Origin of the sequence: Collinsella sp. CLA-ER-H4, assembly GCF_040092395.1 — a bacterium.
Taxonomy (GTDB): domain Bacteria; phylum Actinomycetota; class Coriobacteriia; order Coriobacteriales; family Coriobacteriaceae; genus Collinsella.
In genome coordinates this window covers 199,819-224,400 of the sequence record NZ_JBBNLQ010000002.1, presented here as the reverse complement: position 1 = coordinate 224,400, position 24,582 = coordinate 199,819, and the positions used below count along the sequence as shown (strand labels likewise).

21 protein-coding genes and 2 tRNA genes are annotated in these 24,582 nt (G+C 60.5%); 22 read left to right on the top strand and 1 reads right to left on the bottom strand.

The genetic code is table 11. From position 1 onward, the window contains the following. The first annotated feature begins 6 nt into the window (after window positions 1–6). From AAAX34_RS03070 to AAAX34_RS03045, 6 genes are all read left to right on the top strand, one after another. A complete protein-coding gene (locus tag AAAX34_RS03070; protein WP_349109917.1) occupies window positions 7–453 on the top strand; it encodes a pyridoxamine 5'-phosphate oxidase family protein in 447 nt (148 codons plus the stop codon). 44 nt (window positions 454–497) lie between these two features. After that, on the top strand, window positions 498–908 hold the full coding sequence (locus AAAX34_RS03065; RefSeq protein WP_099432117.1) for a pyridoxamine 5'-phosphate oxidase family protein: 411 nt from the start codon (window positions 498–500) through the stop codon (window positions 906–908). Between the two features lie 257 nt (window positions 909–1,165). Continuing rightward, window positions 1,166–2,236, top strand: coding sequence for an N-acetyl-gamma-glutamyl-phosphate reductase (gene argC, locus AAAX34_RS03060; protein WP_138339573.1), 1,071 nt, complete (start codon window positions 1,166–1,168; stop codon window positions 2,234–2,236). A gap of 134 nt (window positions 2,237–2,370) precedes the next feature. After that, window positions 2,371–3,639: a bifunctional glutamate N-acetyltransferase/amino-acid acetyltransferase ArgJ gene (gene argJ, locus AAAX34_RS03055; RefSeq protein WP_171025109.1), complete on the top strand. Its 1,269-nt coding sequence runs from the start codon at window positions 2,371–2,373 to the stop codon at window positions 3,637–3,639. 81 nt (window positions 3,640–3,720) lie between these two features. Then, on the top strand, window positions 3,721–4,701 hold the full coding sequence (gene argB, locus AAAX34_RS03050; protein WP_343001555.1) for an acetylglutamate kinase: 981 nt from the start codon (window positions 3,721–3,723) through the stop codon (window positions 4,699–4,701). 69 nt (window positions 4,702–4,770) lie between these two features. Then, window positions 4,771–6,054 carry an aminotransferase class III-fold pyridoxal phosphate-dependent enzyme gene (locus AAAX34_RS03045; protein WP_138339576.1) on the top strand — a complete coding sequence of 428 codons (1,284 nt, stop codon included), beginning with the start codon at window positions 4,771–4,773 and terminating at the stop codon, window positions 6,052–6,054. 614 nt (window positions 6,055–6,668) lie between these two features. Here the strand turns inward: AAAX34_RS03045 and AAAX34_RS03040 are convergent. Continuing rightward, a tRNA-Val gene (locus tag AAAX34_RS03040) sits at window positions 6,669–6,744 on the bottom strand. Window positions 6,745–6,931: 187 nt separating this feature from the next. Here AAAX34_RS03040 and asnB point away from each other — a divergent pair. From asnB to AAAX34_RS02960, 16 genes are all read left to right on the top strand, one after another. Further along, entirely contained in the window at window positions 6,932–8,812 is a 1,881-nt protein-coding gene (asnB, locus tag AAAX34_RS03035; protein ID WP_161115110.1) for an asparagine synthase (glutamine-hydrolyzing), read from the top strand. A gap of 112 nt (window positions 8,813–8,924) precedes the next feature. Next, window positions 8,925–10,487: a UDP-N-acetylmuramoyl-L-alanyl-D-glutamate--2,6-diaminopimelate ligase gene (locus AAAX34_RS03030; RefSeq protein ID WP_349109916.1), complete on the top strand. Its 1,563-nt coding sequence runs from the start codon at window positions 8,925–8,927 to the stop codon at window positions 10,485–10,487. Between the two features lie 107 nt (window positions 10,488–10,594). Next, window positions 10,595–11,506 (top strand): HAD-IIB family hydrolase, encoded by a 912-nt coding sequence (locus AAAX34_RS03025; protein ID WP_349109915.1) that lies wholly within the window; start codon window positions 10,595–10,597, stop codon window positions 11,504–11,506. A gap of 51 nt (window positions 11,507–11,557) precedes the next feature. Then, window positions 11,558–12,442, top strand: coding sequence for a glutamate racemase (gene murI, locus AAAX34_RS03020; RefSeq protein WP_271760995.1), 885 nt, complete (start codon window positions 11,558–11,560; stop codon window positions 12,440–12,442). Window positions 12,443–12,496: 54 nt separating this feature from the next. Then, a complete protein-coding gene (gene rph / locus AAAX34_RS03015) occupies window positions 12,497–13,222 on the top strand; it encodes a ribonuclease PH (RefSeq protein ID WP_349109914.1) in 726 nt (241 codons plus the stop codon). 143 nt (window positions 13,223–13,365) lie between these two features. After that, entirely contained in the window at window positions 13,366–14,007 is a 642-nt protein-coding gene (rdgB, locus tag AAAX34_RS03010) for an RdgB/HAM1 family non-canonical purine NTP pyrophosphatase (RefSeq protein WP_022094898.1), read from the top strand. A 3-nt stretch (window positions 14,008–14,010) separates the two neighbouring features. After that, window positions 14,011–14,457, top strand: a complete 447-nt coding sequence (dtd, locus tag AAAX34_RS03005) for a D-aminoacyl-tRNA deacylase (protein WP_349109913.1) — start codon at window positions 14,011–14,013, stop codon at window positions 14,455–14,457. A 128-nt stretch (window positions 14,458–14,585) separates the two neighbouring features. Beyond that, window positions 14,586–14,882, top strand: coding sequence for a Veg family protein (locus AAAX34_RS03000; RefSeq protein ID WP_006234957.1), 297 nt, complete (start codon window positions 14,586–14,588; stop codon window positions 14,880–14,882). Between the two features lie 2 nt (window positions 14,883–14,884). Continuing rightward, window positions 14,885–15,781 (top strand): 4-(cytidine 5'-diphospho)-2-C-methyl-D-erythritol kinase, encoded by an 897-nt coding sequence (gene ispE, locus AAAX34_RS02995; protein ID WP_349109912.1) that lies wholly within the window; start codon window positions 14,885–14,887, stop codon window positions 15,779–15,781. Between the two features lie 49 nt (window positions 15,782–15,830). Further along, a tRNA-Pro gene (locus AAAX34_RS02990) sits at window positions 15,831–15,907 on the top strand. 112 nt (window positions 15,908–16,019) lie between these two features. Then, on the top strand, window positions 16,020–16,295 hold the full coding sequence (gene tatA, locus AAAX34_RS02985) for a twin-arginine translocase TatA/TatE family subunit (protein WP_022094895.1): 276 nt from the start codon (window positions 16,020–16,022) through the stop codon (window positions 16,293–16,295). 106 nt (window positions 16,296–16,401) lie between these two features. Further along, window positions 16,402–16,872 carry a transcription elongation factor GreA gene (greA, locus tag AAAX34_RS02980; RefSeq protein WP_006234960.1) on the top strand — a complete coding sequence of 157 codons (471 nt, stop codon included), beginning with the start codon at window positions 16,402–16,404 and terminating at the stop codon, window positions 16,870–16,872. Between the two features lie 79 nt (window positions 16,873–16,951). Continuing rightward, on the top strand, window positions 16,952–18,916 hold the full coding sequence (gene lysS, locus AAAX34_RS02975; protein WP_349109911.1) for a lysine--tRNA ligase: 1,965 nt from the start codon (window positions 16,952–16,954) through the stop codon (window positions 18,914–18,916). Between the two features lie 335 nt (window positions 18,917–19,251). After that, window positions 19,252–20,820 carry a threonine/serine exporter family protein gene (locus tag AAAX34_RS02970; RefSeq protein WP_349109910.1) on the top strand — a complete coding sequence of 523 codons (1,569 nt, stop codon included), beginning with the start codon at window positions 19,252–19,254 and terminating at the stop codon, window positions 20,818–20,820. A 312-nt stretch (window positions 20,821–21,132) separates the two neighbouring features. Continuing rightward, the gene (locus tag AAAX34_RS02965) at window positions 21,133–21,726 is read left to right on the top strand and encodes a DUF2798 domain-containing protein (RefSeq protein WP_349109909.1); all 594 of its coding nucleotides are present in this window, start codon (window positions 21,133–21,135) and stop codon (window positions 21,724–21,726) included. Between the two features lie 185 nt (window positions 21,727–21,911). Then, window positions 21,912–24,554 (top strand): ATP-dependent Clp protease ATP-binding subunit, encoded by a 2,643-nt coding sequence (locus tag AAAX34_RS02960; RefSeq protein WP_349109908.1) that lies wholly within the window; start codon window positions 21,912–21,914, stop codon window positions 24,552–24,554. Window positions 24,555–24,582: the final 28 nt, after the last annotated feature.

Here is a 24,582-nt window from a genome sequence, read left to right as displayed (position 1 = left end):
GTCCCTATGACCGACAACGATCGCACGGCGCAGCTCGAGCGCGCCTGTTCGTATCTTAGGCGTATTCCGGCGTGGTATCTCGCCACGATCGACGTGACGGACGGATATCAGCCGCGCGTGAGGCCGTTCTCGTTTGCCATGGTCGATGATGGCAAGCTGTGGTTTTGCACCTCGCGCGATAAGGACGTGTGGGCCGAGCTCAGCGCGAACCCCAAGTTTGAGGTTTCGGGTTGGAAACCGGGGGAGTGTTGGATCGTGCTGACCGGCGAGGCCGCGCTCGAGGACGACGCGGTCGTGAGCGACCGGGTGCGCCAAGCCGGCTTTAAGCACATGGTGGGCATCGGCGAGCAACACGATAGTGCCAACGACGGTCGCCTTGCGTTTTTCTCGGTGCGAAATATCGCCGCCCGCTTCTGTGATATCGACGGCAGCGAGGAGCGCCTGGAGCTTTAGCTCACACAAACCAGGCTCTCAAACTGGCTAGTACAGGAGGAAACGTGGACGGATTGAATACGGTGTTGGAGTATCTGACGTCGGTGCCGGCGTGGTACTTGGCGACGAGCGTGGACGGGCAGCCACATGTGCGTCCGTTCTCGTTTGCACAGATTCAGGACGGCAAGCTGTGGTTTGTGACAGCGCGCACTAAAGATGTGTGGCAGGAACTGCTGCAAAACCAGCGCTTTGAGGCCACGAGTTGGTGGCCGGGCCATGGCTGGCTCATCTTGCGCGGGCGTGCCGGCTTGGATGACCGGGCTTTAGACGAAATGCGCGAAGCCGGGTGGAAGCATCTAGAGCGCCTGGGCGAGCACTATGAGGGGCCTAACGACCCCACGCTCGTCTTCTTTAGCGTCGAAGATCCCGAGGCTTTTATCTGCAATCACGACGAATGGGTGCCGGTCGAGCTCTAGCCAGCTGGCTCATCCTAACAACTTAGTTTTCGCATGGGCGGGCCCCGTGTTGCCCGGCACCGTAAGGAGTGCCGGTCAATACGGGGCCCGCTCTATTTGTCAATTCCTTCAAGCGAATGTGTCGGGAATGTTTCAATGCATGAATATGCAAGCCATTTACGTGTAAATGCATCTTTTGGTGCTAAAGTTTCAACCCACTTCATAACGACCGCTGCGAAATGCGCATCGGTGCATAAATCGCAGACAAGGAGTCTGATATGTCTTTGAAGGTTGGAATCGTCGGCGCGGCTGGATATGCCGGAGCCGAGCTCATTCGCCTCGTGCTCGGCCATCCCGAGTTTGAACTTGTTGCCATTACGTCCAACGCCGATGCCGGCCAGCCGTTGTCTGCGGTGTACCCGAGCTTCACCGGCGTAAGCGATCTTGTCTTCACGACGCATGATGCCCCCGAACTCAAGAACTGCGACGCGGTATTTTTGGCCGTGCCGCACACGGCTGCCATGGCTCAGGTGCCCGCCCTGCTTGCCGCGGGAGTCTCCTGCATTGACCTCTCGGCCGATTATCGCCTGAGCGATCCAGCCACCTTTGAGGCCTGGTATGCCGCCGAGCACACGAGCCCCGAGTTGCTCAAGACCCGCGCTTTCGGTCTGCCCGAGCTGTTCTCCCAGGATTTGGAGACCGCCGCATCCGACCATGCCACCGGAAAGCCCGTGTTGGTCGCCTGCGCCGGTTGCTATCCCACCGCAACGAGCCTTGCCGCCGCGCCCGCCGTGCGCGCTGGCTGGGTTGCCCAGAGCGGCCCCGTGATCGTTGATGCCATCAGCGGTGTGACGGGTGCCGGCAAGTCCTGCAACGCTCGTACGCATTTTTGCAGCGCCGACGAGAACTTGGAGGCCTACGGCGTGGGCAAGCATCGCCACACGCCCGAGATTGAGCAAATCCTTGGCCTGACCGATCGCGTCGTCTTTACCCCGCACCTGGCACCGCTCAAGCGCGGCCTGCTCTCCACGGTGACGCTGCCGCTCACGCCGCAGGCCATCGACTCCCTGGCTCTTGAGGATGTCGTCGACTATTACAAGCAGTTCTACGCTGGACGCACCTTCGTGCGCGTGCTCGATGCCGGCCAGCAGCCCAAGACGGCTTCGGTCGTCGGCACCAACGCCGCCCAGATTGGCCTTGCGTTCAACAAACGCGCGGGCGTGCTGGTGGCGACGGGCGCCATCGACAATCTGTGCAAGGGCGCTGCGGGCCAAGCGGTCCAGTGCGCCAATATCGTCTTTGGCTTTGACGAGCGACGAGGCTTGCCCACAGTGGCGTGCCCGGTGTAGCACATTCGATTGTTAACGATTTGGTAGTCGGGCATCGAGTGGGGCGCCACTCTTAAGCTGGTCTCATGATCACGACTGGCATGGCGCACCAACCGATGTCCGTTTTTTGTTTGACATAAGGAGTCATAAAGACGATGAATACCGAGCTGTTTGATATCAAGATTCGCGCCGTCGAGGGTGGCGTTACGGCTGCGGCTGGTTTTAAGGCTGCAGGCATCCACGCTGGGTTCCGCAAGAACCCCGAGCGTCTGGATTACGCGCTCGTCGTGCCCGATAAACCCTGTCCCGGTGCCGGCGTGTTTACCACCAATCGCTTTTGCGCGGCGCCCGTGCAGGTGAGCCGTGCCAACCTGGGCGGTGCCGACAAGGGCTACGGTATCATCGCCGGCGTTTCGGTCAACTCTGGCAATGCCAACGCCGCTACGGGTGAGACCGGCCTTGCATGCGCGCGCGAGACGTGCAGCATCGCATCGCAGGTCATCGGCTGTGAGCCCCAGCAGATTCTGGTTGCCTCCACGGGTGTGATTGGCCAGATTCTGCCGATCGACACGTTTGAGACCGCCATTCCTGCTGCCTACGAGGCGCTCTCCGCCCACGGTGGCGCCGATGCCGCTCGCGCCATCATGACGACCGACACGCACTCCAAGGAGTACGCCGTGTCCTACGTCAGTGAGGCTGCGGGTCATGCGGGCAATGTCTATACGGTAGGCGGAATGTGCAAGGGCTCGGGCATGATCATGCCCAACATGGCCACCATGATCGCAGTTATCACCACCGATGCCCCCGTCGAGCCTGCGGCACTTCATGCCCTGCTGCTCTCGACCGTCAAGCAGACCTTTAACAAGGTAACGGTCGATTCCGACACCTCGACCAACGACACCTGCATCATGCTTGCCTCCGGTGCCGCTGCCGCAGATGCCGAGCCTATCGTCGAGGGCTCCGATGCCTTCGACGAGTTGGCATTTGCCGTGCACGAGGTGTGCGAGAGCCTGGCACGCAATATCGCCGCCGATGGCGAGGGCGCATCCAAGCTTGTTACGGTCAACGTTACCGGCGCCGTGAACGACGAGGAAGCCGATATCGCCGCCCGTGCCGTTGCCAACTCGCCGCTCGTTAAGACCTGCATCGCCGGCCACGACTGCAACTGGGGTCGCGTTGCTATGGCGCTTGGCAAGTGCGGCGTGAAGTTTAATCAGGAAGACGTTTCCATCGACATGATGGGCATGCCCGTCTGTCGCGACGGTCTGACTGTTCCCTTTGACGAGGACGAGGCTCTACGACGTTTCGAGGCGCCAGAGATCGTGATCTCGGCCGACCTGGGCGCAGGCGACGCGGCAACGACCGTGTGGACCTGCGACCTCACGCATGAGTACATCTCCATCAACGGCGACTACCGTTCCTAGATTCCGGGCACGCTGCGTATCTTGCCGCGATTGCGGACAGCGGAGCACGGCGCGATAACGATATGAAAGACGAGGCAGATTATGAAATTCGCACGCGATTGTCGTTCGAGCGAATCCAACGAAGCAACCGCGCAGCTGCTGTTCGAAGCGCTGCCGTGGATTAAGAACCTGACCGGCAAGACGGTTGTTATCAAATATGGCGGAGCCGCCATGGTTGATGAGCAGCTGCGCCGCGACGTGATGAGCGACATCGTTTTGCTCAAGATCATCGGTATGCGCCCCGTCATCGTGCACGGCGGCGGCAAGGCTATCAACGAGGCGCTGAGCCATTACGATATTCCCGTCGAGTTTAAGAACGGCCAGCGCGTGACCTCGCCGGCGACTATGGATATCGTGCGCGAGGTGCTGGGCGGCAAGGTTAACCAGGAGCTGGTTGCTGCCATCAACCACCACGGCAACCTGGCCGTGGGCGTGTCGGGCAGCGATGCCGGCACGCTCATCGCCGAGCCGCTCGACCCCGAGCTCGGTCGCGTGGGCAAAGTGACGCACGTCAACACCGACTATATCGAGCGCTTGCTCGATAGCGAGTACATTCCCGTCATCGCCACCGTCGCGGCGGGGGAGGACGGCGGTTTCTTCAACATCAACGCCGATACCGCCGCCGGTGCCGTTGCCGCGGCGCTCCACGCGCATAAGGCGATCTTTTTGACCGATGTCGATGGCCTGTACAAGGACTTTAGCGACAAGGACTCGCTTATCTCCAACCTAACGCTCGACGAGGTTAACGAAATGCTCTACGGCGGCGAGGTCGATAAGGGCATGATTCCCAAGCTGCGTGCGGCCGTCGATGCGCTTACCGGCGGCGTATTTCGTGCCCACATCATTAACGGTACTACGCCGCATTCGCTGCTGCTGGAGCTGCTGACCGATGCCGGCGTCGGTACCGTGATCCATTCCACCGAGACGGCTTACGAGTTCGATACGCATCCGCATCCGCTTTCGACGTTTGCTGCGCGTCTGACCGAGAACCTCGACGAGGTCGAGAAGCTTCAGACGGTCTAGCTGACCCGCAGCCGCCCCATTCCTGCATCCATAGCCCCGCGCCGTCCGGCGCTCAACGAAAGGCATCCCATGTCACTTGCAGCTCAGCAATCGCTTGAATCCCATTACGTTATGCATACCTTTGGCCGCTCTCCGGTCGAGTTTGTCGAGGGCCATGGCATGAAGCTCACCGGCGACGATGGCCGTGAGTACCTCGACTTTCTTGCCGGCATCGGCGTGTGCAGCCTAGGTCATGGCAACCTGGCTGTGCTCTCGGCGCTCGAGGCACAGACCAAAAAGCTCATGCATGTCTCCAATTACTTCTACATCGAGCAGCGTGGACAGGTCGCGGCGCTGCTGTCCAAGCTTGCTAACGACGACGTAGATGGTGCGCGCGTGCTTGCCGATGCCATTGCCGCCGGCGATGAGACCACGGCAGCTGCTCTTGGTGCCCCGGCTGCGGGCGAGCAGGTGTGGGAGACGTTCTTTGCCAATTCCGGCGCCGAGGCCAACGAGGGCTCGATGAAGCTCGCGCGCTTGTACGCCAAGCGTGCCGGTAACGGCGGCAACACCATCGTGTGCATGCGCGGCGGCTTCCACGGCCGTACGCTCGAGACCATTGCCGCCACCATGCAGGATTGGCTGCAGGATAGTTTCCGTCCGCTGCCGGGTGGCTTTGTGGCCTGCACGCCCAACGATGTCGATGAGCTGCGTGCGATCTTTAAGCAGCTGGGGAGCGAAATTTGTGCCGTGATGCTCGAACCGATCCAGGGTGAGAGTGGCGTGCACCCCATGACCGAGGAGTTTATGGCGGCAGCGCGCGACCTAGCACACGAAGTGGGCGCCGTGCTTATCGCCGACGAGGTCCAGTGCGGTATCTTCCGCACGGGTAAGCCGTTTGCGTTCCAGACCTATGGCGTGGAGCCCGACATTATGAGTCTTGCCAAGGGCATTGCCGACGGCGTACCCATGGGTGCCGTCGTGGCAAAGAAGGAGATTGCCGACGTGTTTAAGCCGGGCGACCACGGCTCGACCTTTGGCGGTAGCTGCTTGGCCGTCGCGGCGTGTGCCGCGACGCTCTCCGCGCTTGTGCGCGGCGATTATGCCGAGCATGCTGCCAAGGTGGGTGCCTATATGGAGCAGGCGCTGGCTAAGCTTCCGCATGTGGTAGAGGTGCGTGGCCGTGGCCTGATGCTCGGCTGTGATTTGGATGATGCCGCGGGCGACGCACATGATATTGTTGCCCGCGCGCTGGCCGCCGGTGCCGTGATTAACGCTACGGGTGCTCATACGCTGCGTTTCTTGCCGCCGCTCGTCTGCGAGGAAGCCGACGTGGACAGTCTGATCGAGATCCTGTCGGGTGTCTTGGTCTAACGCAGCGCAATAACTCAATTTGGACCGGGTTCCGGACTGCGGGCGTGCCCTATGTGGCATGATTCAGCGGTCTGGAGCCCGTTTTGCCTTAGATTTGCTAAGGCAGGGAGACCTGCTGGTCAAAAAACATTAAATATGAGTACTGTTACCAGTTGAATATCATATGAAACCGACTATCTAGGATTAGTTAGACCACACATGTTCAGTTATGTTAATGGGAAAACAGCTAGCAAAGGCTTCAAATCGCTGATTCAGGGCTAGATTTACCCAGCGAAACCCAAAAATCGCTGCTACAAAATTAGTAACAGTACTCATTTTTGCCATTTTTTGGCCACAGCCTTTGTGACAGACGTGCTGGCGGGTTCGAATCCCTCTGCGATGGGCCCAAAAAAGATAGGCTCCCATCGCTGGGAGCCTATCAATTCAATGGTGGGCGATGAGGGATGTCCGCGTGCGGCTGGCGCCGCCCGCGTCCCGCTTCGTCGCTCCGCTCCTCGCGTGCTGCGCTGGAAAACGCTTGCGCGTTTCCTCAGCTCCGCACCCTGTCGGGTTCGAATCCCATGCACTGGGCCCAAAAAAGAAAGGCTCCCATTGCTGGGAGCCTATCAAATCAGTGGTGGGCGATGAGGGATTCGAACCCCCAGCCTTGTGCGTGTAAAGCACCTGCGCTAACCGTTGCGCCAATCGCCCGTGCGGAGAGAGTATAGCAAAACAATCGCCTCATTCACCTCATATCCATTAAAGGTAACTGGCGCGTGTCCACGCGGAGCTGATTCAGTTGAGATTGCCTGAACATTCCGCCCCTCTTTACGCCCTCGGGTATACTCAAAAGCTACTGATTCGATTTGATGCCCAGCAACAGCAGAGGGGATAGTATATGTGCGGTTTTGTCGGTTTTGTCGGTGGGACGGATAACCAATCCGAGGTGCTCACCAAGATGATGGACCGCATCGTCCATCGCGGTCCCGACATGGGCGGTCAGTTTATCGACGGCCGCGTTGCCCTGGGCTTCCGCCGCCTGTCGATCCTCGACCTGACCGAGGCCGGCGCTCAACCCATGGCCAACGAGGACGGCAGCGTCGTCATTGTCTTCAACGGTGAGATCTACAACTTCCAAGAACTCCGTTCCGAGCTCGAGGCCAAGGGCTACAAGTTCCACTGCGGCGCCGACACCGAGAGCCTCCTGCACGGCTACGAGGAGTGGGGCGAGGCCGTCCTCGATCGCTTACGCGGTATGTACGCCTTCGTCATCTGGGACAAAAAGAAGAACAAGCTTTTTGGCGCCCGCGACATCTTTGGCATCAAGCCGCTCTACTACTATCCCATGGCCGATGCGGGCGACGGCGCTCCGGGCGTGCTCTTTGGTTCCGAGATCAAGAGCTTCCTGGACTACCCGCACTTCCACAAGGCGGTCAACAAAAAGGCTCTACGTCCGTACATGACGCTGCAGTATTCGGCGACTGAGGAGACCTTCTTCGAGGGTGTCTACAAGCTGCCGCCGGCGCACTACTTTACCGTCGATATCCCGACCGGCAAGATGAACATCGAGCGCTACTGGGATTGCGATTACTCTGCCGTCGAGAAGCCGTTCGAAGAGTATGTCGATGAGCTGGACGAGGTCGTGCACGAGAGCGTCGAGGCCCATCGCATCGCCGACGTCAAGGTCGCGTCGTTCCTCTCCGGTGGCGTCGACTCCAGCTACATCGCCGCTTGCCTCATGCCCGACAAGACCTTCTCGGTGGGCTTTGACTACAAGAACTTCAACGAGACCAACTACGCCAAGGAGCTTTCCGATAAGCTCGGCGTCGAGAACGTTCGCAAGATGATCACCGCCGACGAGTTCTTCGGTGCGCTCGAGGACATCCAGTATCACATGGACGAGCCGCAGTCCAACCTGTCTTCCGTGCCGCTGTGGTTCTTGGCCGAGATGGCCCGCAAGGACGTTACCGTCGTGCTTTCGGGCGAAGGCGCCGACGAACTCTTTGGCGGCTACGCCTACTACGAGGATACGGTTCCGGTGCGCAAGTACAAAAAGATGGTGCCGCTGCCCATCCGTCGCGCGCTCGGTAACCTGGCGCTGCATATGCCGTACTTCAAGGGACATAACTTCCTGGTCAAGGGTGCCGAGATCCCCGAGAAGTCGTTCCTGGGACAGGCTCTGGTATGGCCGGAGCGCGAGGTCGACGGCGTGCTCAAGCCCGAGTACAACACCGGCGACGGCGCCTTTGAGCTCGCTGCACCCATCTACGCACGCGTGAAGGGTCAGCCCGAGCTGGTCAAGAAGCAGTACCTGGACATGAACATGTGGCTCCCGGGCGACATTCTGCTCAAGGCCGACAAGATGTGCATGGCACACTCACTGGAGCTGCGCGTGCCCTTCCTGGACCGCAAAGTCATGGAGTTCGCCGAGCACATTCCCGACCGCTACCGCATCAACGAGAACGGCAACAAACAGGTACTCCGCCACGCTGCCAACAAGTCGCTGCCCGATGAGTGGGCCACCCGTCCCAAGGTGGGCTTCCCGGTGCCGATTGTCTACTGGCTGCGCGAGCAAAAGTGGTACGACTATGTCAAGGAGTACTTCACCGCGCCGTGGGCAAGCGAGTTCTTCAATACCGACGAGCTCATGCACCTGCTCGATCTGCACTTTGCGGGCAAGGGCGATTTCCAGCGCAAGATCTATACGCCGCTCGTGTTCCTAGTGTGGTACAAGCGCTTCTTTATCGACGAGGGCCAGCCTTCTGTTCAGGCTGCCTAGCCTCGGCTTACGAACGCCTGCGCGTAACGGCTCCTCCGGGAGCCGTTTTTGCGTGGGTGCGTTTCAGTTACTATAAAAACCGTCCCTGCCAAATGGCTGAGAAAGGTGAAAGATGCACCATTCGGATTCCGCGACCGTGACCACGGTCGATACGCTTGCCAAGCTGCTCGACGTGTGCGGCGAGCTGCGCGCATCAGAGCAGGTTGACGAGCGTGCCGTGACCGGCTGCTCGTTTGATTCGCGCGTGGTCTCGGCAGGTGACGTATTCTTTTGCAAAGGTGCTGCCTTTAAGCCCGCGTTTTTGAGCATGGCGCTCGATGCGGGCGCCGTCGCATTTGTGTGCGAGGAGTCGCTGGTCGAGTCTCTGGAGCCGCTGGCGAAGGAGAGCGGTGCTGCGATGCTGGTTGTTGATAGTGTTCGCACGGCCATGGCCCTGTTGCCGCCGGAGGTCTACGACCGTCCCGACCACAACGTCAAGATCGTGGGCATCACCGGCACCAAGGGAAAGACCACGGCCGCTTTTATGCTCCAGTCCATCATCAAGGCGGCGGGCGAGTCCTGCGGCATGATCGGCTCGGTGAGTACCGACGATGGTATCGAGTGCTACGAGAGCACCAACACCACGCCCGAGGCCCCCGAGGTTTGGCGCCATATCGCCAACTGCCGCACGTCCGGTCGCCAGTCCATGGTCATGGAGGTCTCGAGCCAGGCGCTCAAGTACCAACGCGTCGAGAATCTGCCGTTTGACGTGGCGTGCTTCCTCAACATCGGCCGCGACCACATCTCGCCGATCGAACACCCCACGTTTGAGGATTATTTTGAGAGCAAACTCAGGATCTTTGACCAGGCAAAGACCGCCGTGGTGAATCTGGGCACCGAAGAGGTCGACCGTGTGCTGGAGGCAGCGTCGACGGCCGATCGCTTGGTGACCGTTGGGGTCGAGCGTCCCGAGGCAAGCCTGTGGGCGAGCGATGTCCGCATGCTCGGCTTTAACATCGAGTTCAACTTGCACGGCATGAGCGCCGACGAGCCCGAGGCGGGGGAGAAGGTCCTGCTGGGTATCGCGGGCGACTTTAACGTGGAAAACGCGCTGGTCGCTATCGCCGCTGCGCGCGAGATCGGCATCGGTATCGAGGCTATCAAGAAGGGCCTCTCCAAACTGCGTGTGCCGGGCCGCATGGAGGTCGTGGAGTCGAAGGACGGCCGCGTGATCTGCGTCGTTGACTATGCACACAACCAGCTTTCGTTCCGTTCGCTTTTCTCGTCGGTCAAGCGCGCGTTTCCCGCCAGCCCCGTCATTGCGCTGTTTGGCGCCGCCGGCGGCAAGGCTCAGGAGCGCCGCGAGCAATTACCACGCGAGGCCGCACCGTATTCCGACCTGATGATCTTTGCCAACGAGGATCCAGCTCACGAAGACCCGATGAAGGTCTGTCGCGAGCTTGCCGAACATGTTCCCGACGATACGCCGAACAAGATCATCCTCGATCGCGAAGCCGCTGTGCATGCGGCGTTCAAGGCGGCGCGCGAGGAGTACGTCAACCCCGATGCTCCCACCATTGTCTTGCTGCTGGCAAAGGGTGACGAGGAGCTCATGCACGTGGGCGACGAGTTTGTGCCCATCGAGAGCGACCTTTCGTTGGCCAATCGCCTGATCGATGTTACCCAGTTTGACTAATGAACCATGATGGCGGCGGCGCCCTGAGTGCGCTGTCGCCATAAGCGTGTTCCCTCAATCAAAACATGCCGTCCAAGTCCAAACCCCTCTACGTAAACGGAGTAACCATGTCCCACAACACCCTGCCGACCGTTGCCGAGCTTTCGGGCGAGATGCGCGAGCGCTTGTCCAAGGTCAAGTACGTCTTTACCGACCTGGATGCCACGATGCTCGCGCCCGGCTCGTGCGTGCTGCGCGACAACGACGGCAACCCCTCGACCAAACTCGTCGAGGCCGTCGTGGCGCTCGCTCGCGCTGGTATTCAGGTGGTTCCCACCTCGGGCCGCAACCGTACCATGATCCACGAGGACGCGCGCGTGCTCGGCCTCAACTCCTACATTGGTGAGATGGGCGGCCTGGTTATGTACGACCTCAAAGCCAACGATTGGGAGTATCTGACCGGTGACATGCCTTACGACCCCGCCTGCGGCCTTACTCCGCACCAGGTAATCGAGCAGACCGGCGTGTGCGAGAAGATCCTCGCCCGCTGGCCGCACAAGATCGAGTACCACAACGACATGTCTACCGGTTACAAGTACCGTGAGGTCACCGTCGGCATGCGCGGCGATGTGCCCGACGATGAGGTCCAGGCCATCCTGGACGAGGCCGGCTGCGGTCTGATCTGGGCTTGCAACGGTCATCTGACTCACCTGTCCAAGCCGACGACGCTCGAGCTCGATTGCGTCGAGGACGGTCGCGCATTCAACATCAACCCCGCGGGCCTCAACAAAGGCGTCGCCATTGCGCGCTTCTGCGAGCACCTAGGGATCGAGCGCGAGGAGACGTTGGCGCTCGGCGACTCCGAGTCCGACTTCTACATGGCCGATCACGTGGGTACGTTCTGCCTGGTCGAGAATGGCCTGACGAGCGCCGGCGCACCCGAGTTCCTGGCTGCTTGCGAGAACGCTTTCGTTACGCGCGGCAAAATTGTCGACGGTTGGGCGGCGACGGCAGAGCTGCTGGTCGCGGCGCGTTCGTAGTGCGGCGTCGCTGCACTTGGACATGTCTTTTCGAGAGAGACTGGTGAGGTAATGTCCGATATCGAGAATTCGGCAGGCGACACGCGCCCGATTGGCGTGTTCGATTCTGGTTTGGGCGGTCTGACGGTTGCGCGCGCCATCGCGACGGCGCTGCCGCACGAGTCCGTCTACTACTTTGGCGACACCAAACGCTGCCCCTACGGCACGCGCACCGAGGATGAGGTGCGCTCGTTTGCGTTGCAGGCGGGTCGTTGGCTTTCGAAGCACGACGTCAAGATTATGGTCATCGCCTGCAATACGGCGACTGCTGCGGCCTTGCGTCTGGCCCAGCAGGTGCTCGACGTTCCCGTGATCGGCGTGATCGCGCCGGGTGCCCGTGCGGCAATCAACAGCACGCGTACGCGTCGCGTGGGCGTGCTCGCCACCAACCTTACTATTCGCTCGGGCGCCTACACGCGCGCCATTCAGGACCTGGATGCCGGCGTCGATGTATACGGCTGTCCTGCCTCGAGCTTTGTCGAGGTTGTCGAACACGAGCTCGCCTCGGGTGCACATCTGCAGGAACAGTGGCTTGAGAACGAGGACATCTTCGATACGCCTGCCGTGCGTGCGCTGGTGGGTGCCACGGTTGAGCCGCTGCGCGACCACGGTATCGATACCGTGGTGCTCGGCTGTACGCATTTCCCGCTGTTGGTGGGACCTATCCGCCATGCGCTGGGGCCTGGGGTGCGCGTCGTGAGTTCCGCCGAGGAGACCACGCGCGAGCTGACCGATATCCTCACGCGCCGCGAGCAGCTGGCGGGCGACGCCGCCGAGCCGCAGCATCGTTTTGCCACGACGGCCGATAACATTGCCGAGTTTGCGGTGGCGGGCAGCTTTATCTTTGGTCAGCCGCTCAAGAGCATCGAACATATCGATATCGATGAGCTGAAATAGATGTAAGGCAGCCGCCAAAGCCTTCGCCACATCTTTTGCCGAAAGGAAATTTCTATGGAGTACATGCAGGTCAACCGCGCCAACGGTCGCGCCGCCAACGAGTTGCGCCCCGTTAAGCTCACCCGTGGCGTCATGAAGCACGCCCACGGCTCGTGTTTGGCCGAGTTCGGCGACACGCGCGTGCTGTGCGCCGCCACTATCGAGGAGGGCGTGCCGGGCTGGCGAAAGGGAGCTAAGGCCGGCTGGGTGACCGCGGAATACGCCATGCTGCCGGCGTCGACCGGCAAGCGCTGCAAGCGCGAGCACGCCAACCGCAAGGGCCGCTCCATGGAGATCGAGCGCCTCATTGGCCGCAGCCTGCGTACCGTCGTCAACATGAAGGCGCTCGGCGAGTACACCGTCACCGTCGACTGCGATGTGATTCAGGCCGATGGCGGCACGCGTACAGCGAGCATCACCGGCGCCTGGGTGGCGCTGCACGACGCCCTCGCCATGTGGGTCGAGGCGGGAAAGATCGATCACATCCCGCTTACCGGCCAGGTGGCTGCCATCTCCATGGGCGTTGTCGACGGCAATACGCTGCTTGACCTCGATTATTCCGAGGACAGCCATGCCGAGGTCGACATGAACCTTGTCGCCACCGACACCGGTGAGATGATCGAGCTCCAGGGTACCGGCGAGCAGGCGCCCTTTGACCGTAAGCGCCTCAACGCCCTGCTTGACCTGGGCGACAAGGGTATCGCCGAGCTCATCGAGCTTCAGCGCCAAGCCATCGCCTAACCTGCCAAAAAGGGACAGGTTTATTTTGGTAGGTTTTATCTGCGGAGACGTCTAGACACAAGACTGCCGTTGATTGAGAGGGGAGAGGCGGAGACCCTCGTCGCCCTCGGCGCGGCATTGCTATAGAGACAAGGAGGCCAGTCATGGCACTTGAGAAGATTGACATCGACACTCTCGACCCGGCGGCGACCATCGTCGTGGCAACGGGCAACGCCCATAAGCTCACCGAGATCGAGGCCATTTTGGGCAAGGTCATGCCCGAGGTGCGCTTTGTGGCGCTCGGCCAGCTGGGTGATTTTGAGGATCCCGAGGAAAACGGCACGACGTTTTTGGAGAACGCCATCATCAAGGCCCAAGCCGCGGTTGAGGAGACGGGCCTTATGGCCATTGCCGACGATTCTGGCTTGGTCGTCGACGCGCTGGACGGTGAGCCTGGCGTGTACAGCGCACGCTACGCGGGCGTGCACGGCGACGATGCCGCCAACAACGCCAAGCTTCTCGTTAACCTGGAAGGCGTGGCAGATGAGGACCGCACCGCGCGCTTTATGAGCGTCGTCGCGCTCATCGACACGGACGGTCTGGTTACCTATGGCGAGGGCGCCTGCGAGGGCGTTATCGCGCACGAGGGCCGCGGCGATCACGGCTTTGGCTACGACCCGCTGTTCCTGCCGGTCGACACGCCGGGCAAGACCATGGCCGAGCTCACGGCGGACGAGAAGAACGCCATCAGCCATCGATTCCATGCGCTCGAACACCTATCTGCCAAACTGACGGGCGAGGAGTAGGCCGTGCGTGCGGTGGTGCAGCGCGTACTCAACGCCGGCGTGACGGTCGATGGCGAGTGCGTGGGCCGCATTGGACGAGGCTACCTGGTGCTGCTGGGTGTGGGCCATGGCGATACGCGTGCCGAGGCCGACAAGCTGTGGGGCAAGCTCCGCGGGTTGCGTATCAACGAGGACGAGAACGGCAAGACCAACTTGGCGCTTGCCGATGTCGACGGCGAGGTGCTCGTGGTGTCGCAGTTCACGCTGTTCGCCGACTGCCGCCACGGTCGCCGTCCGTCGTTTACGGATGCCGGCGCACCCGATGTTGCCAACGAGCTCTACGAGTACTTCCTGACGCTCGTTCGTCAAGATGTCGAACACGTGGCGCACGGCATTTTTGGCGCCGATATGAAAGTCGACTTGGTCAACGACGGCCCATTCACCATCGTCTTGGACACCGATAGTCTGTAAGTAGTCAATTTGGGACCGGGTATTTAGCTGCTTGCGTATGGCCACAACAGGGTGCTATAGTATTAGAGTTTTGTCTATCTTAGGGGTATTATCCCCTTTTTGAATTGCACCTTCTGGAGGCCCTGTTCATGGAAGAGATGGAAGTCAATCACGTCGACGACATCCACGAGAAGCTGACCGATATGGTGGGCGATCGCGTCAAGGTTAAGGCCAACATGGGCCGCACCCGCGTTGTCGAGCGCATGGGCACCATCAAGAGCGTCCACCCCGCCGTCTTTATCGTCGAGGTTGACGAGCGTCGCGGCCGCAAGTCGCGTCAGTCCTATCAGTATATCGATGTCCTCACCGGTCAGGTCGAGCTGTTCGACCCCGAGAGCGGCGAGCATATCTTTACCCCGCTCGGCAATCAGCTCGAGGAGCACTAACGGTGACCGATTGGTCCCTGACTCTTTCCGCGCCGGCAAAGATTAACCTCTACCTGGGGGTTCATACCGAGCGCGATGACCGCGGCTACCACAGGGTCGATTCCCTGATGGCAGCCGTCGGTCTTTCCGATACCGTGACGGTCACGCCGGCGCAGGCGCTGACCGTTCAGACGGTTCCGGCATCAGATTTTCCCATGCAAAAGAATACGGCGTATCGGGCTGCGGCTGCTATGGCCGATCATTATGGTCGCGAGGCAAACATCTGCGTGACGATTGAGAAGCGCATTCCATTGTGCGCCGGCTTGGGCGGCCCCTCGACGGATGCGGCCGCGGTCATTGTCGCCTTGGCGGAGCTCTGGGGCATTGATCGCACCGACCCAGCGCTCGACGACATTGCGCGGGGCATTGGTGCTGACGTCCCGTTCTTTTTGCACGCGAGCCCTGCGTTCTACGTAGGTGGGGGAGACGTGCTGGCAACTGAGTACCCCGCACTGCCCGTGACGCCCGTCGTGCTGGTTAAGCCGCGCGAGGCGAGCGTTTCGACAATTGAGGCCTATCGACGTTTTGACGAGGCCCCGGTGCCTGCGGAGAAGCCCGGCGCGATAGCTTCTGCCTTGCGTGCTGGTGATGCCGAGACGGCATATGCGCTCATCCATAACAACTTGGGTGTCATTTCCGCACAGATGGAGCCGCAGATTCAATCGGTTCTTGATTGGCTGCGTAAACAGGACGGCACCGTTGCTGTAGATGTGTGCGGATCGGGTGCCTGCTCGTTTGCCATTTGCCACACCGCCGCCATGGCCGAAAGGCTTGCCGACGCTGCCCAGCAAAACGGCTGGTGGTCCTGCGCGACGGAGCTCATTCCCAACACGGTTCGCGTCGAAGTGCCAAAGAAGTAAAAATTTCTCTAGCACACGACGGAAATCTTTGTTACTATAGTCGAGCTAACGGGTTGTGGCTCAGTTTGGTAGAGCACTGCGTTCGGGACGCAGGGGTCGCTGGTTCAAATCCAGTCAACCCGACCAGAGCATGAGGAGGGACCGCTTCTTGCGGTCCCTTTTTTTAGCTATTGTTGTGATACCGCGATACCCGCGGTATACTCATTCGAGCTTGTCTCGCTGTATTGTGGAGGTCTACATGTTTGGACTGAGGGCTCCTGAGCTCATCATTATTCTCGTCGTTGTCCTGATTATCTTCGGGCCCAAGAACCTGCCGAAGCTCGGCAAGTCCCTCGGCTCTACCGTCAAGAATATCCGCGAGGGTATGGAGGGCGACGATAAGGCCGAGACCAAGCAGGCCGAGGAGGTCGTGGTCGAGCAGTCCGAGGAGGACAAGGAGATCGCTGAGCTCGAGGCCAAGCTCGCTGCTGCCAAGAAGAAGCAGGCGGAGGACAGCGACGCGGACGCAGAGTAGTCCCATCCCTTTGGGGTGAGCACCTGACCGGCTTGCCCGCAGGCTAGCCGGTCTTTTTCGTTTTGTTGACAGTTGATTGTTTGATCAGAGTTGGGGAGATATCCGTATGGACGCAAGCCAGATCGTACTGACCGCTGAGGGCCGCCAGAAGCTCGTCGAGGAGCTCGCTTGGCGTGAGGGCGATTACGCCAAGGAGATCGTCGAGGACATCAAGGAAGCCCGCGCGTTCGGCGACCTTTCGGAGAACTCCGAGTACGATGCCGCCAAGGACAAGCAGGCCCAGAACGCCGCTCGTATTGCCGAGATCCAGGCCATCCTCGCCAACGCTCAGGTTGCTGCCACCACGGGCGATCTGACCGTTTCCATCGGTTCCACCGTTTCTCTGATTGATCCCAACGGTGAGGTCATGGAAGTCACGCTCGTCGGTACCACCGAGACCAACTCGCTCGAGCACAAGATCTCCAACGAGTCGCCGGTTGGCCACGCCATCATCGGTCACGGCGAGGGCGACTCCGTCGAGGTCGTTACGCCTTCCGGCAAGACTCGCGTCTACACCATCGCCAAGATCGCACGCTAGACCACGGTCCCGCGTAAAGGTATGTTTTCGCTCCCTGGGACCGAATCCTGGGGAGCGTTTTAGTTTGAGGAGCTAACTTATGGCAGAGAACCAGAACGCCGCCGATCAGGCATCGACGCTCAACGACGAGCGCGCCACCCGCCTGGCCAAGCGCGCCGCCCTGTTCGAGGCGGGCCAGAACCCCTATCCCGAGCACTCTGAGCTTGAGGACTACGTCGCCGATATCGAGGCTAAGTACGCCGAGCTTGCCGATGGCGAGGACACCGAGGACGTCGTGAAGATCGCCGGCCGCGTGGTCGCCAAGCGCGGTCAGGGCAAGATCATGTTCATCGTCGTGCGCGATGCGACTGCCGAGATTCAGCTGTTCTGCCGCATCAACGACATGGACGAGGCTGCCTGGAATACGCTCAAGGCCCTCGACCTGGGCGACATCCTGGGCGTGACCGGCGTGGTCGTGCGCACCCAGCGCGGCCAGCTTTCCGTTGCCCCTAAGAGCGCGACCCTGCTTGCCAAGGCCGTTCGTCCGCTGCCCGAGAAGTTCCACGGTCTTTCCGACAAGGAGACCCGCTATCGCCAGCGCTATGTCGACCTGATCGCCAACGACGACGTTCGCGAGACCTTCCGTAAGCGTTCGCAGATTCTCTCCACTTTCCGTCGCTTTATGGAGTCCGACGGCTACATGGAGGTCGAGACCCCCATCTTGCAGACCATCCAGGGCGGCGCTACTGCCAAGCCGTTCATCACGCACTTCAACGCGCTCGATCAGGAGTGCTACCTGCGTATTGCTACCGAGCTGCACCTCAAGCGCTGCATTGTCGGTGGTTTTGAGCGCGTGTTCGAGATCGGCCGTATCTTCCGTAATGAGGGCATGGACCTTACCCACAACCCCGAGTTCACCACGATGGAGGCCTACCGTGCCTTCTCCGACCTCGAGGGAATGAAGGCGCTCGCCCAGGGTGTCATTAAGGCGGCTAACAAGGCCATCGGCAACCCCGAGGTCATCGAGTACCAGGGCCAGACCATCGACCTTTCTGGTGAGTGGGCCAGCCGTCCCATGACCGACATCGTCTCCGACGTGCTCGGCAAGCAGGTTACCATTGACACACCGGTCGAGGAGCTTGCTGCCGCCGCGCGCGAGAAGGGCCTGGAGATCAAGCCCGAGTGGACTGCTGGCAAGATCATCGCCGAGATTTACGATGAGCTGGGCGAGGACACCATCGTCAACCCCACGTTCGTGTGCGATTACCCCATCGAGGTCAGCCCGCTTGCCAAGCGCTTTGAGGACGACCCGCGCCTGACTCACCGCTTTGAGCTGGTTATTGCCGGTCACGAGTACGCCAACGCATTCTCCGAGCTCAACGACCCGGTCGACCAGGCTAAGCGCTTTGCTGCCCAAATGGCCGAGAAGGCCGGCGGCGACGATGAGGCCATGGAGTATGACGAGGACTACGTGCGCGCCCTCGAGTACGGTATGCCTCCCGCGGGCGGCATTGGCATCGGTATCGACCGCGTGGTCATGCTGCTCACCAACCAGGCTTCCATCCGCGACGTGCTGCTGTTCCCGCATATGAAGCCCGAGAAGGGTTTCCAGTCCGGTGCCGCTGCCGCCAAGGCTGCCGAGGCCGGCAACGCCGCGAGCCCGTTCGTTAAGTCGCTTAAGCCCACGCTCGATTACTCCAAGATCGCTGTTGAGCCGCTGTTCGAGGAGTTCGTCGACTTCGATACCTTCTCCAAGAGCGATTTCCGCGCTGTGAAGGTCAAGGCATGCGAGGCCGTCAAGAAGTCCAAGAAGCTGCTGAACTTTACGCTCGACGACGGTACCGGTACCGACCGCACCATCCTCTCCGGTATTCACGCTTATTACGAGCCCGAGGACCTGGTCGGCAAGACCTTGCTCGCCATCACCAACCTGCCTCCGCGCAAGATGATGGGTATTCCCAGCTGCGGCATGCTGATCAGCGCTGTCCACGAGGAGGAGGGCGAGGAACGCCTCAACCTGATCCAACTCGACGCCTCCATCCCCGCCGGCGCAAAGATGTACTAACTGGTTACGCGGTTCTACGAACCGCGTAACCAGTTGACGCTGCGCGCCGCCCAGGGCGACAATTTGTCATTCAAAAGGCAAGGCATGACCAGAAGGTCTATGCCTTGCCTTTTTCATGCCAACTTGTTCGCCCTGGACGTCGCTCGCTGTCCGTCCTCTACCTGCGGCGTTGACTTGATTGATACTTAGAACATCGATGTAGTCATTAGGGACGCTCTTAAACGACTATCCAACGGCTATTGCGCGCATGGCTCGCATGACAGCCGTCTCTTTTATGTTTCCTTTAGCCGTCGCTGTCTAGGATGGGGGTTAGTCGACAGGAAGGGAGCACCGGGATGGACGATGCGAGCGAGCGCGCGATTGAAGAGGACATGCTCGATCAGTTCAATTACTTTGACGATGAGGACGAGGAGCTGATTGACCGTCGCGAGCCAGCGCCGCTTGATTCCTTTGATCTGGTCGATGAAGAGGCTGATGAGGTTGAGGGTGAATCAGTGGAGCCCCCACAGCCTCCGCGCCTTGACTCACTGCTTTCGAGAGCCCCCATGCACCACGGCGTTCGTGCCGGCGCGCTCCATATGAAAACTGACTGGCACCAGATCGTGACGGCAGGCGATGAGCTTGCCGTCGATGCGCCGCTCACCGATAAGTCATCCATCATCTGCCGTACCGGCATGCTTATGCTGGCAAGCGGAACGGGTGCCTGGCGCGTGCGCGATACCATGAATCGTGTTGCTGCCGTACTGGGCGTCACGATTCACGTCGACCTGAGTCTTCTGTCGTTTGAGTGCACCTGCATCGAAGATGGCCACTGCTTTAACGAGGTTGTCAGCCTGCCCACAACGGGAGTCAATACCCATCGCATTTGGATGATGGAGAGCTTCTTAAAGGAAATCGAGACGTATGGGCGCCGGTTTACCGTGCACGAATACCACGAGATGCTTAAGACCGTCGAGAGCTCAAAGCCCGATTACTCTCCCTGGCAACAGGGCCTTGCGGCAGCCTGTGCTTGCGGCGCCTTCGTCTTTTTGCTCGGCGGCGGCCCTATCGAGATGGCCTGCGCATTCGTAGGCGCTGGTGTCGGCAACTTTGCTCGCTCCCATATTCTCAAGCAGGGTCTTGGCCAGTTTAGCGCGCTGACGACGGGCGTTGCGCTCGCTTGCGTTTCGTATCTGCTGGCATTGCTCGGCCTTGGCCAGGTCGTACCGAGGGCAATGTCGCACCAAGAAGGCTATATCGGTGCCATGCTCTTTGTGATTCCCGGCTTTCCCCTCATTACGGCAGGCCTCGACATCGCTAAGCTCGATATGCGAAGCGGCATCGAGCGTCTTTCGTATGCCGTGTCGATTATTGTGATGGCGACCCTTGTGGGCTGGATGGTTGCCGAGTGTGTGGGGCTGGCACCGGATGATTTTGCCCCGCTCGGCCTTTCGCCGCTTGCCCTTACGCTCCTGCGCGTGGTGATGAGCTTCGTTGGCGTATTCGGCTTCTCGGTGATGTTCAACAGCCCGGTAAAGATGGCCGCGGCAGCTGGGCTGATCGGCGCCGTGTCCAATACCTTGCGCCTTACGCTCGTCGATGCGCCGACGATGCTTCCCTTCCTGGGCCTCAGCGTGGGAATGCCTCCCGAGGCGGCAGCGTTTATCGGCGCGCTGGTATCGGGGCTGCTGGCAAGCTTGGCCGAAGTCAAGCTCACCTACCCACGTATCGCCCTCACGGTGCCATCAATTGTCATTATGGTGCCGGGCCTGTATCTGTATCGCTCGATGTACTACATGTGCACCTTCGATACGGTCAATATGCTCGGTTGGTTTGTGCGTGCAGTGCTCATCGTGGCGTTTTTGCCCGTTGGTCTGGGTGTGGCACGTACACTCACCGACCCTCGCTGGCGCCACACCAGCTAATTGGTGCAAGGAGGACAGGTCACTTTGCATCAAATGAGTTGCGGTGAAATAAAGACTGAATTGCTGCTTAAAGGGTCAAAACAGTCCGTATTCCACCGCATCTTATGGGGTCGGGGATTATTGGTGCCCTGCATCTTCATAAACTCAACGCTTACGAAGCGCAGCCCTTTCATGCTAGGCTGGTTTCACCACATAAGTAGTCGCAGACGCACGTACCACGGGCGGGCGAGATGAAGTCCCAACAGCTCCATCTTGCCCGCCCGTTTTTGTTGCGTGGTGCCGCGGCGTAACACGGAAAGGACCATGCCCTTTATGCCTATCAACAAACGAGAGAGCCTGCTGTTCACCTTTATCATGTGCTTTTGCATGGTGCTCTGGATGAGCATCTACAACGTTGCCCTGCAGCATGGGGCCATCAACGGCGAGGTTGTTGCCGCCGCGTGGCTCGGCTTCCCCGTTGCCTACATCTTTGCCATGTGCTGCGACTGGTTTATCGCCAGCCACCTTGCCAAGGGCTTCGCCTTCAAGTTCCTGGTTACTCCGGGCAAGAGCTCGCCGCTTGCCATGACGCTCGCCGTCAGCTCCTGCATGGTTGTCCCCATGGTCATCATCATGTCGCTCTACGGCGCGTGCGAAGGCCTGCTCCATATGCCCGGCGGCCCGCTTGCAAATCTGCAGATGCTGCCGATGATGTGGTTCATCAACATCCCGCGCAACTTTATCATGGCTCTTCCTTGGAACCTGCTGGTGGCCGGTCCGGTTGCTCGTTTTGTCTTCCGTCGCGCCTTCCCTATGGGAACCGTCTTTGAAGAACAGCATATGGAGCTCGTGCGCATGCCTGGCGCTCCCGTTGCCGATGCCGTCAATGACGTTGCCGAGAGCATGGACGCCGAGCCTGCCTGCTAGGCAACAGCCTCTAACCTAGAGCGCCCGCCGCACCCGGCGATTCCTTTTTTGTAGACGTTGTCGTATGGCTGCATGCGGAAAAGGCCCCAGCGGTTAACATATACTCCATATGGGTAAAGAGACCAAAGCGCCGCCACGAGTGGCGCTTTGCGTTTGAAAAACTAGCTCGTCTAAGAGGAACTAGCATGTTAGACCGTTTTACCGATCGCGCGCGCAAGGTCATGTCCATGGCCAAGCAAGAGGCGCTCGATCTGCACTCAAATAAGGTGGGCACCGAGCACCTGCTGCTTGCGCTCGCTAAGGAGGACGAGGGTATTGCCGCCGAGGCACTGCGCTCGCTCGATATCTCCTACGATGACATCATGGATACCCTCAAAGAGGTCCAGACCACGGTTCCCGAGCCCAGCGAGGAGACCGAGGCTGCCAAGCTCGCCTTTACGCCGCTCGTCATCAGCGTGATGGAGCGCTCCTTCCGCGTGGCACGCGAGAACAACCAGACCTACGTTTCGACCGAGCACTTGCTGATCGGCATCGTCGAAGAGGGCAACGGCATGGCCATGGACATCCTCATGCGTCTGGGTGTGTCGTCCGCCTCCATCAAAAAGGCTATCGAGAAACTCACTGCCAAGGACCAGGATAAGAAGCGTCCGCTCGCCGGCGCCGGTGCTGGTCGTCCCGGTGCGGGCCTGCCGTTCTTTAGCGGCTCGGATGCCTCTCAGCAAAAGGGGAGCGGCACCGACACGCTCAAGCAGTTCGCCACCAACCTCACTCAAAAGGCGCGCGACGGCGAGCTCGATCCCGTGATTGGCCGCGAAAAGGAAGTCCAGCGCATGATGGAGATCCTTTCGCGCCGCACCAAGAACAACCCGCTTATCCTGGGCGATCCCGGCGTGGGCAAGACGGCCATCGTCGAGGGCCTGGCGCAGCAGATCGCTGCCGGCAACGTGCCCGAGAACCTCATGAACCAGAATATCTGGACGCTCGACCTGCCGGGCCTCGTTGCGGGCGCCAAGTATCGCGGTGAGTTTGAGGAGCGCCTCAAGAACGTGATCCAGGAGGCGACCGAAGCCGACGACGTCATCTTGTTTATCGACGAGATGCACACCATCATCGGTGCCGGTTCTGCCGAGGGTTCTATCGATGCGAGCTCTATGCTCAAGCCCGTGCTCGCGCGCGGTGCTTTCCAGATCATCGGTGCCACCACGGCCGAGGAGTTCCGCAAGTACCTCACCAAGGACCCGGCCTTCGAGCGTCGCTTCCAGACCATTGATGTCGAGGAGCCGAGCGTCGAGGACACGGTCAAGATCCTGACCGCGCTCAAGCCGCGCTACGAGGAGCACCACCATGTGCGCTATACGCAGGGTGCTATCGAGGCCGCCGCGAACCTTTCCAACCGCTACATCCAGGATCGCTTCCTGCCCGATAAGGCCATCGACCTCATCGACGAGGCCGGTGCCCGCGCTCGCATCGCCGCGAATCGCGCGCCCGAGCCGGTGCGCGAGGCCGAGCATCGTATGGAGGAGCTCAAGGCCGCCGCGCAGGAGGCCACCGAGAGCGATGACATGAACAAGGCCGCCGAGATCACCGAGCAGCAGAAGGCCGCTGAGATTGAACTCGCCGAAGCCAAGGCCGCCTGGACCGCCGAGCTCGACGCCAGCCCGCTCACCATCGACGTGAGTCAGATTGCCGACATCGTGTCCGTGACCTCTGGCGTGCCGGTTTCCTCGCTCACCGAGAGCGAGAGCCGTCGCCTGCTGCAGACCGAAAGCGTGCTCAAGACCCGCATTATCGGCCAGGACGAGGCCGTCGAGGCCGTCGCCAAGGCCGTGCGCCGCAGCCGCTCGCCGCTCAAGGACCCGCGTCGTCCCGGCGGCAGCTTTATCTTCCTGGGTCCCACCGGCACGGGCAAGACCGAGCTCGCCAAGACGCTCGCCGAGTATCTCTTTGGCAGCAAGGATGCGCTCATCAGCTTTGACATGTCGGAGTTCGGCAGCGAGTTCGAGGTCTCCAAGCTCATCGGTAGCCCTCCGGGTTACGTGGGCCACGACGAGGGCGGCCAGCTCACCAAGGCTGTGCGTCGCCACCCGTACTCGGTTGTGCTGTTCGACGAGATCGAGAAGGCGCACCCCGACATCTTCAATATCCTGCTGCAGGTGCTGGAGGAGGGCCGCCTGACCGATAGTCAGGGCAAGACGGTCGATTTCCGCAACACCGTGATCATCATGACGTCCAACGTGGGCGCCCGCGAGATTGCGCAGGATGCGAGCGTGGGCTTTGGCACCACCGGCGAGCAGGGTCTCACGTCGAGTGAGATCCGCGGCCGTGCGATGGGCGAGCTCAAGCGCCTGTTCCGTCCCGAGCTGCTCAACCGTATCGATGACATCGTGGTGTTCCAGAAGCTTTCGGGCGAGAACCTGACTAAGATTGCGCACCTGCTGGTGGACGATCTGCGCCAGCGCCTGATCGCAAACGGCATGAACATCAAGCTCACCGATGCGGCCTATGACAAGATCGTGGCCGAGGGCACCGACCTCACCAACGGCGCGCGTCCTCTGCGTCGTGCCATCCAAAAGCTCATCGAGGATCCGCTGTCCGAGGAGCTGCTGGCCGGCGAGTGGGGCGAGGGCGATACCGTCCTGTGCGACGTGGTCGACGGCAAGTTTGTCTTTAGCCACGGCACGGGTGAGATTCCGGCGCCGCGTCCGGCGGGTGCACTCGGGGGCGATACCGCTCCGGCGGCGCCGCACACCGGAAACGCCGCACCTGTGAGCAGTGGCGTGAACTCGGGCCCCGGCGGCATGATGCAAGCCGGTTCCGGCGCGCTGTAGGGCGTGGCGACAATTTGATACGCGCAAT

Coding starts and splice junctions, on each gene's coding strand:
- AAAX34_RS03070 (WP_349109917.1), top strand. CDS start 7: ATGACCGACAACGATCGCACGGCGCAGCTCGAGCGCGCCTGTTCGTAT.
- argC (WP_138339573.1), top strand. CDS start 1,166: ATGTCTTTGAAGGTTGGAATCGTCGGCGCGGCTGGATATGCCGGAGCC.
- argJ (WP_171025109.1), top strand. CDS start 2,371: ATGAATACCGAGCTGTTTGATATCAAGATTCGCGCCGTCGAGGGTGGC.
- argB (WP_343001555.1), top strand. CDS start 3,721: ATGAAATTCGCACGCGATTGTCGTTCGAGCGAATCCAACGAAGCAACC.
- AAAX34_RS03045 (WP_138339576.1), top strand. CDS start 4,771: ATGTCACTTGCAGCTCAGCAATCGCTTGAATCCCATTACGTTATGCAT.
- asnB (WP_161115110.1), top strand. CDS start 6,932: ATGTGCGGTTTTGTCGGTTTTGTCGGTGGGACGGATAACCAATCCGAG.
- AAAX34_RS03030 (WP_349109916.1), top strand. CDS start 8,925: ATGCACCATTCGGATTCCGCGACCGTGACCACGGTCGATACGCTTGCC.
- AAAX34_RS03025 (WP_349109915.1), top strand. CDS start 10,595: ATGTCCCACAACACCCTGCCGACCGTTGCCGAGCTTTCGGGCGAGATG.
- murI (WP_271760995.1), top strand. CDS start 11,558: ATGTCCGATATCGAGAATTCGGCAGGCGACACGCGCCCGATTGGCGTG.
- rph (WP_349109914.1), top strand. CDS start 12,497: ATGGAGTACATGCAGGTCAACCGCGCCAACGGTCGCGCCGCCAACGAG.
- rdgB (WP_022094898.1), top strand. CDS start 13,366: ATGGCACTTGAGAAGATTGACATCGACACTCTCGACCCGGCGGCGACC.
- AAAX34_RS03000 (WP_006234957.1), top strand. CDS start 14,586: ATGGAAGAGATGGAAGTCAATCACGTCGACGACATCCACGAGAAGCTG.
- tatA (WP_022094895.1), top strand. CDS start 16,020: ATGTTTGGACTGAGGGCTCCTGAGCTCATCATTATTCTCGTCGTTGTC.
- greA (WP_006234960.1), top strand. CDS start 16,402: ATGGACGCAAGCCAGATCGTACTGACCGCTGAGGGCCGCCAGAAGCTC.
- lysS (WP_349109911.1), top strand. CDS start 16,952: ATGGCAGAGAACCAGAACGCCGCCGATCAGGCATCGACGCTCAACGAC.
- AAAX34_RS02970 (WP_349109910.1), top strand. CDS start 19,252: ATGGACGATGCGAGCGAGCGCGCGATTGAAGAGGACATGCTCGATCAG.
- AAAX34_RS02965 (WP_349109909.1), top strand. CDS start 21,133: ATGCCTATCAACAAACGAGAGAGCCTGCTGTTCACCTTTATCATGTGC.
- AAAX34_RS02960 (WP_349109908.1), top strand. CDS start 21,912: ATGTTAGACCGTTTTACCGATCGCGCGCGCAAGGTCATGTCCATGGCC.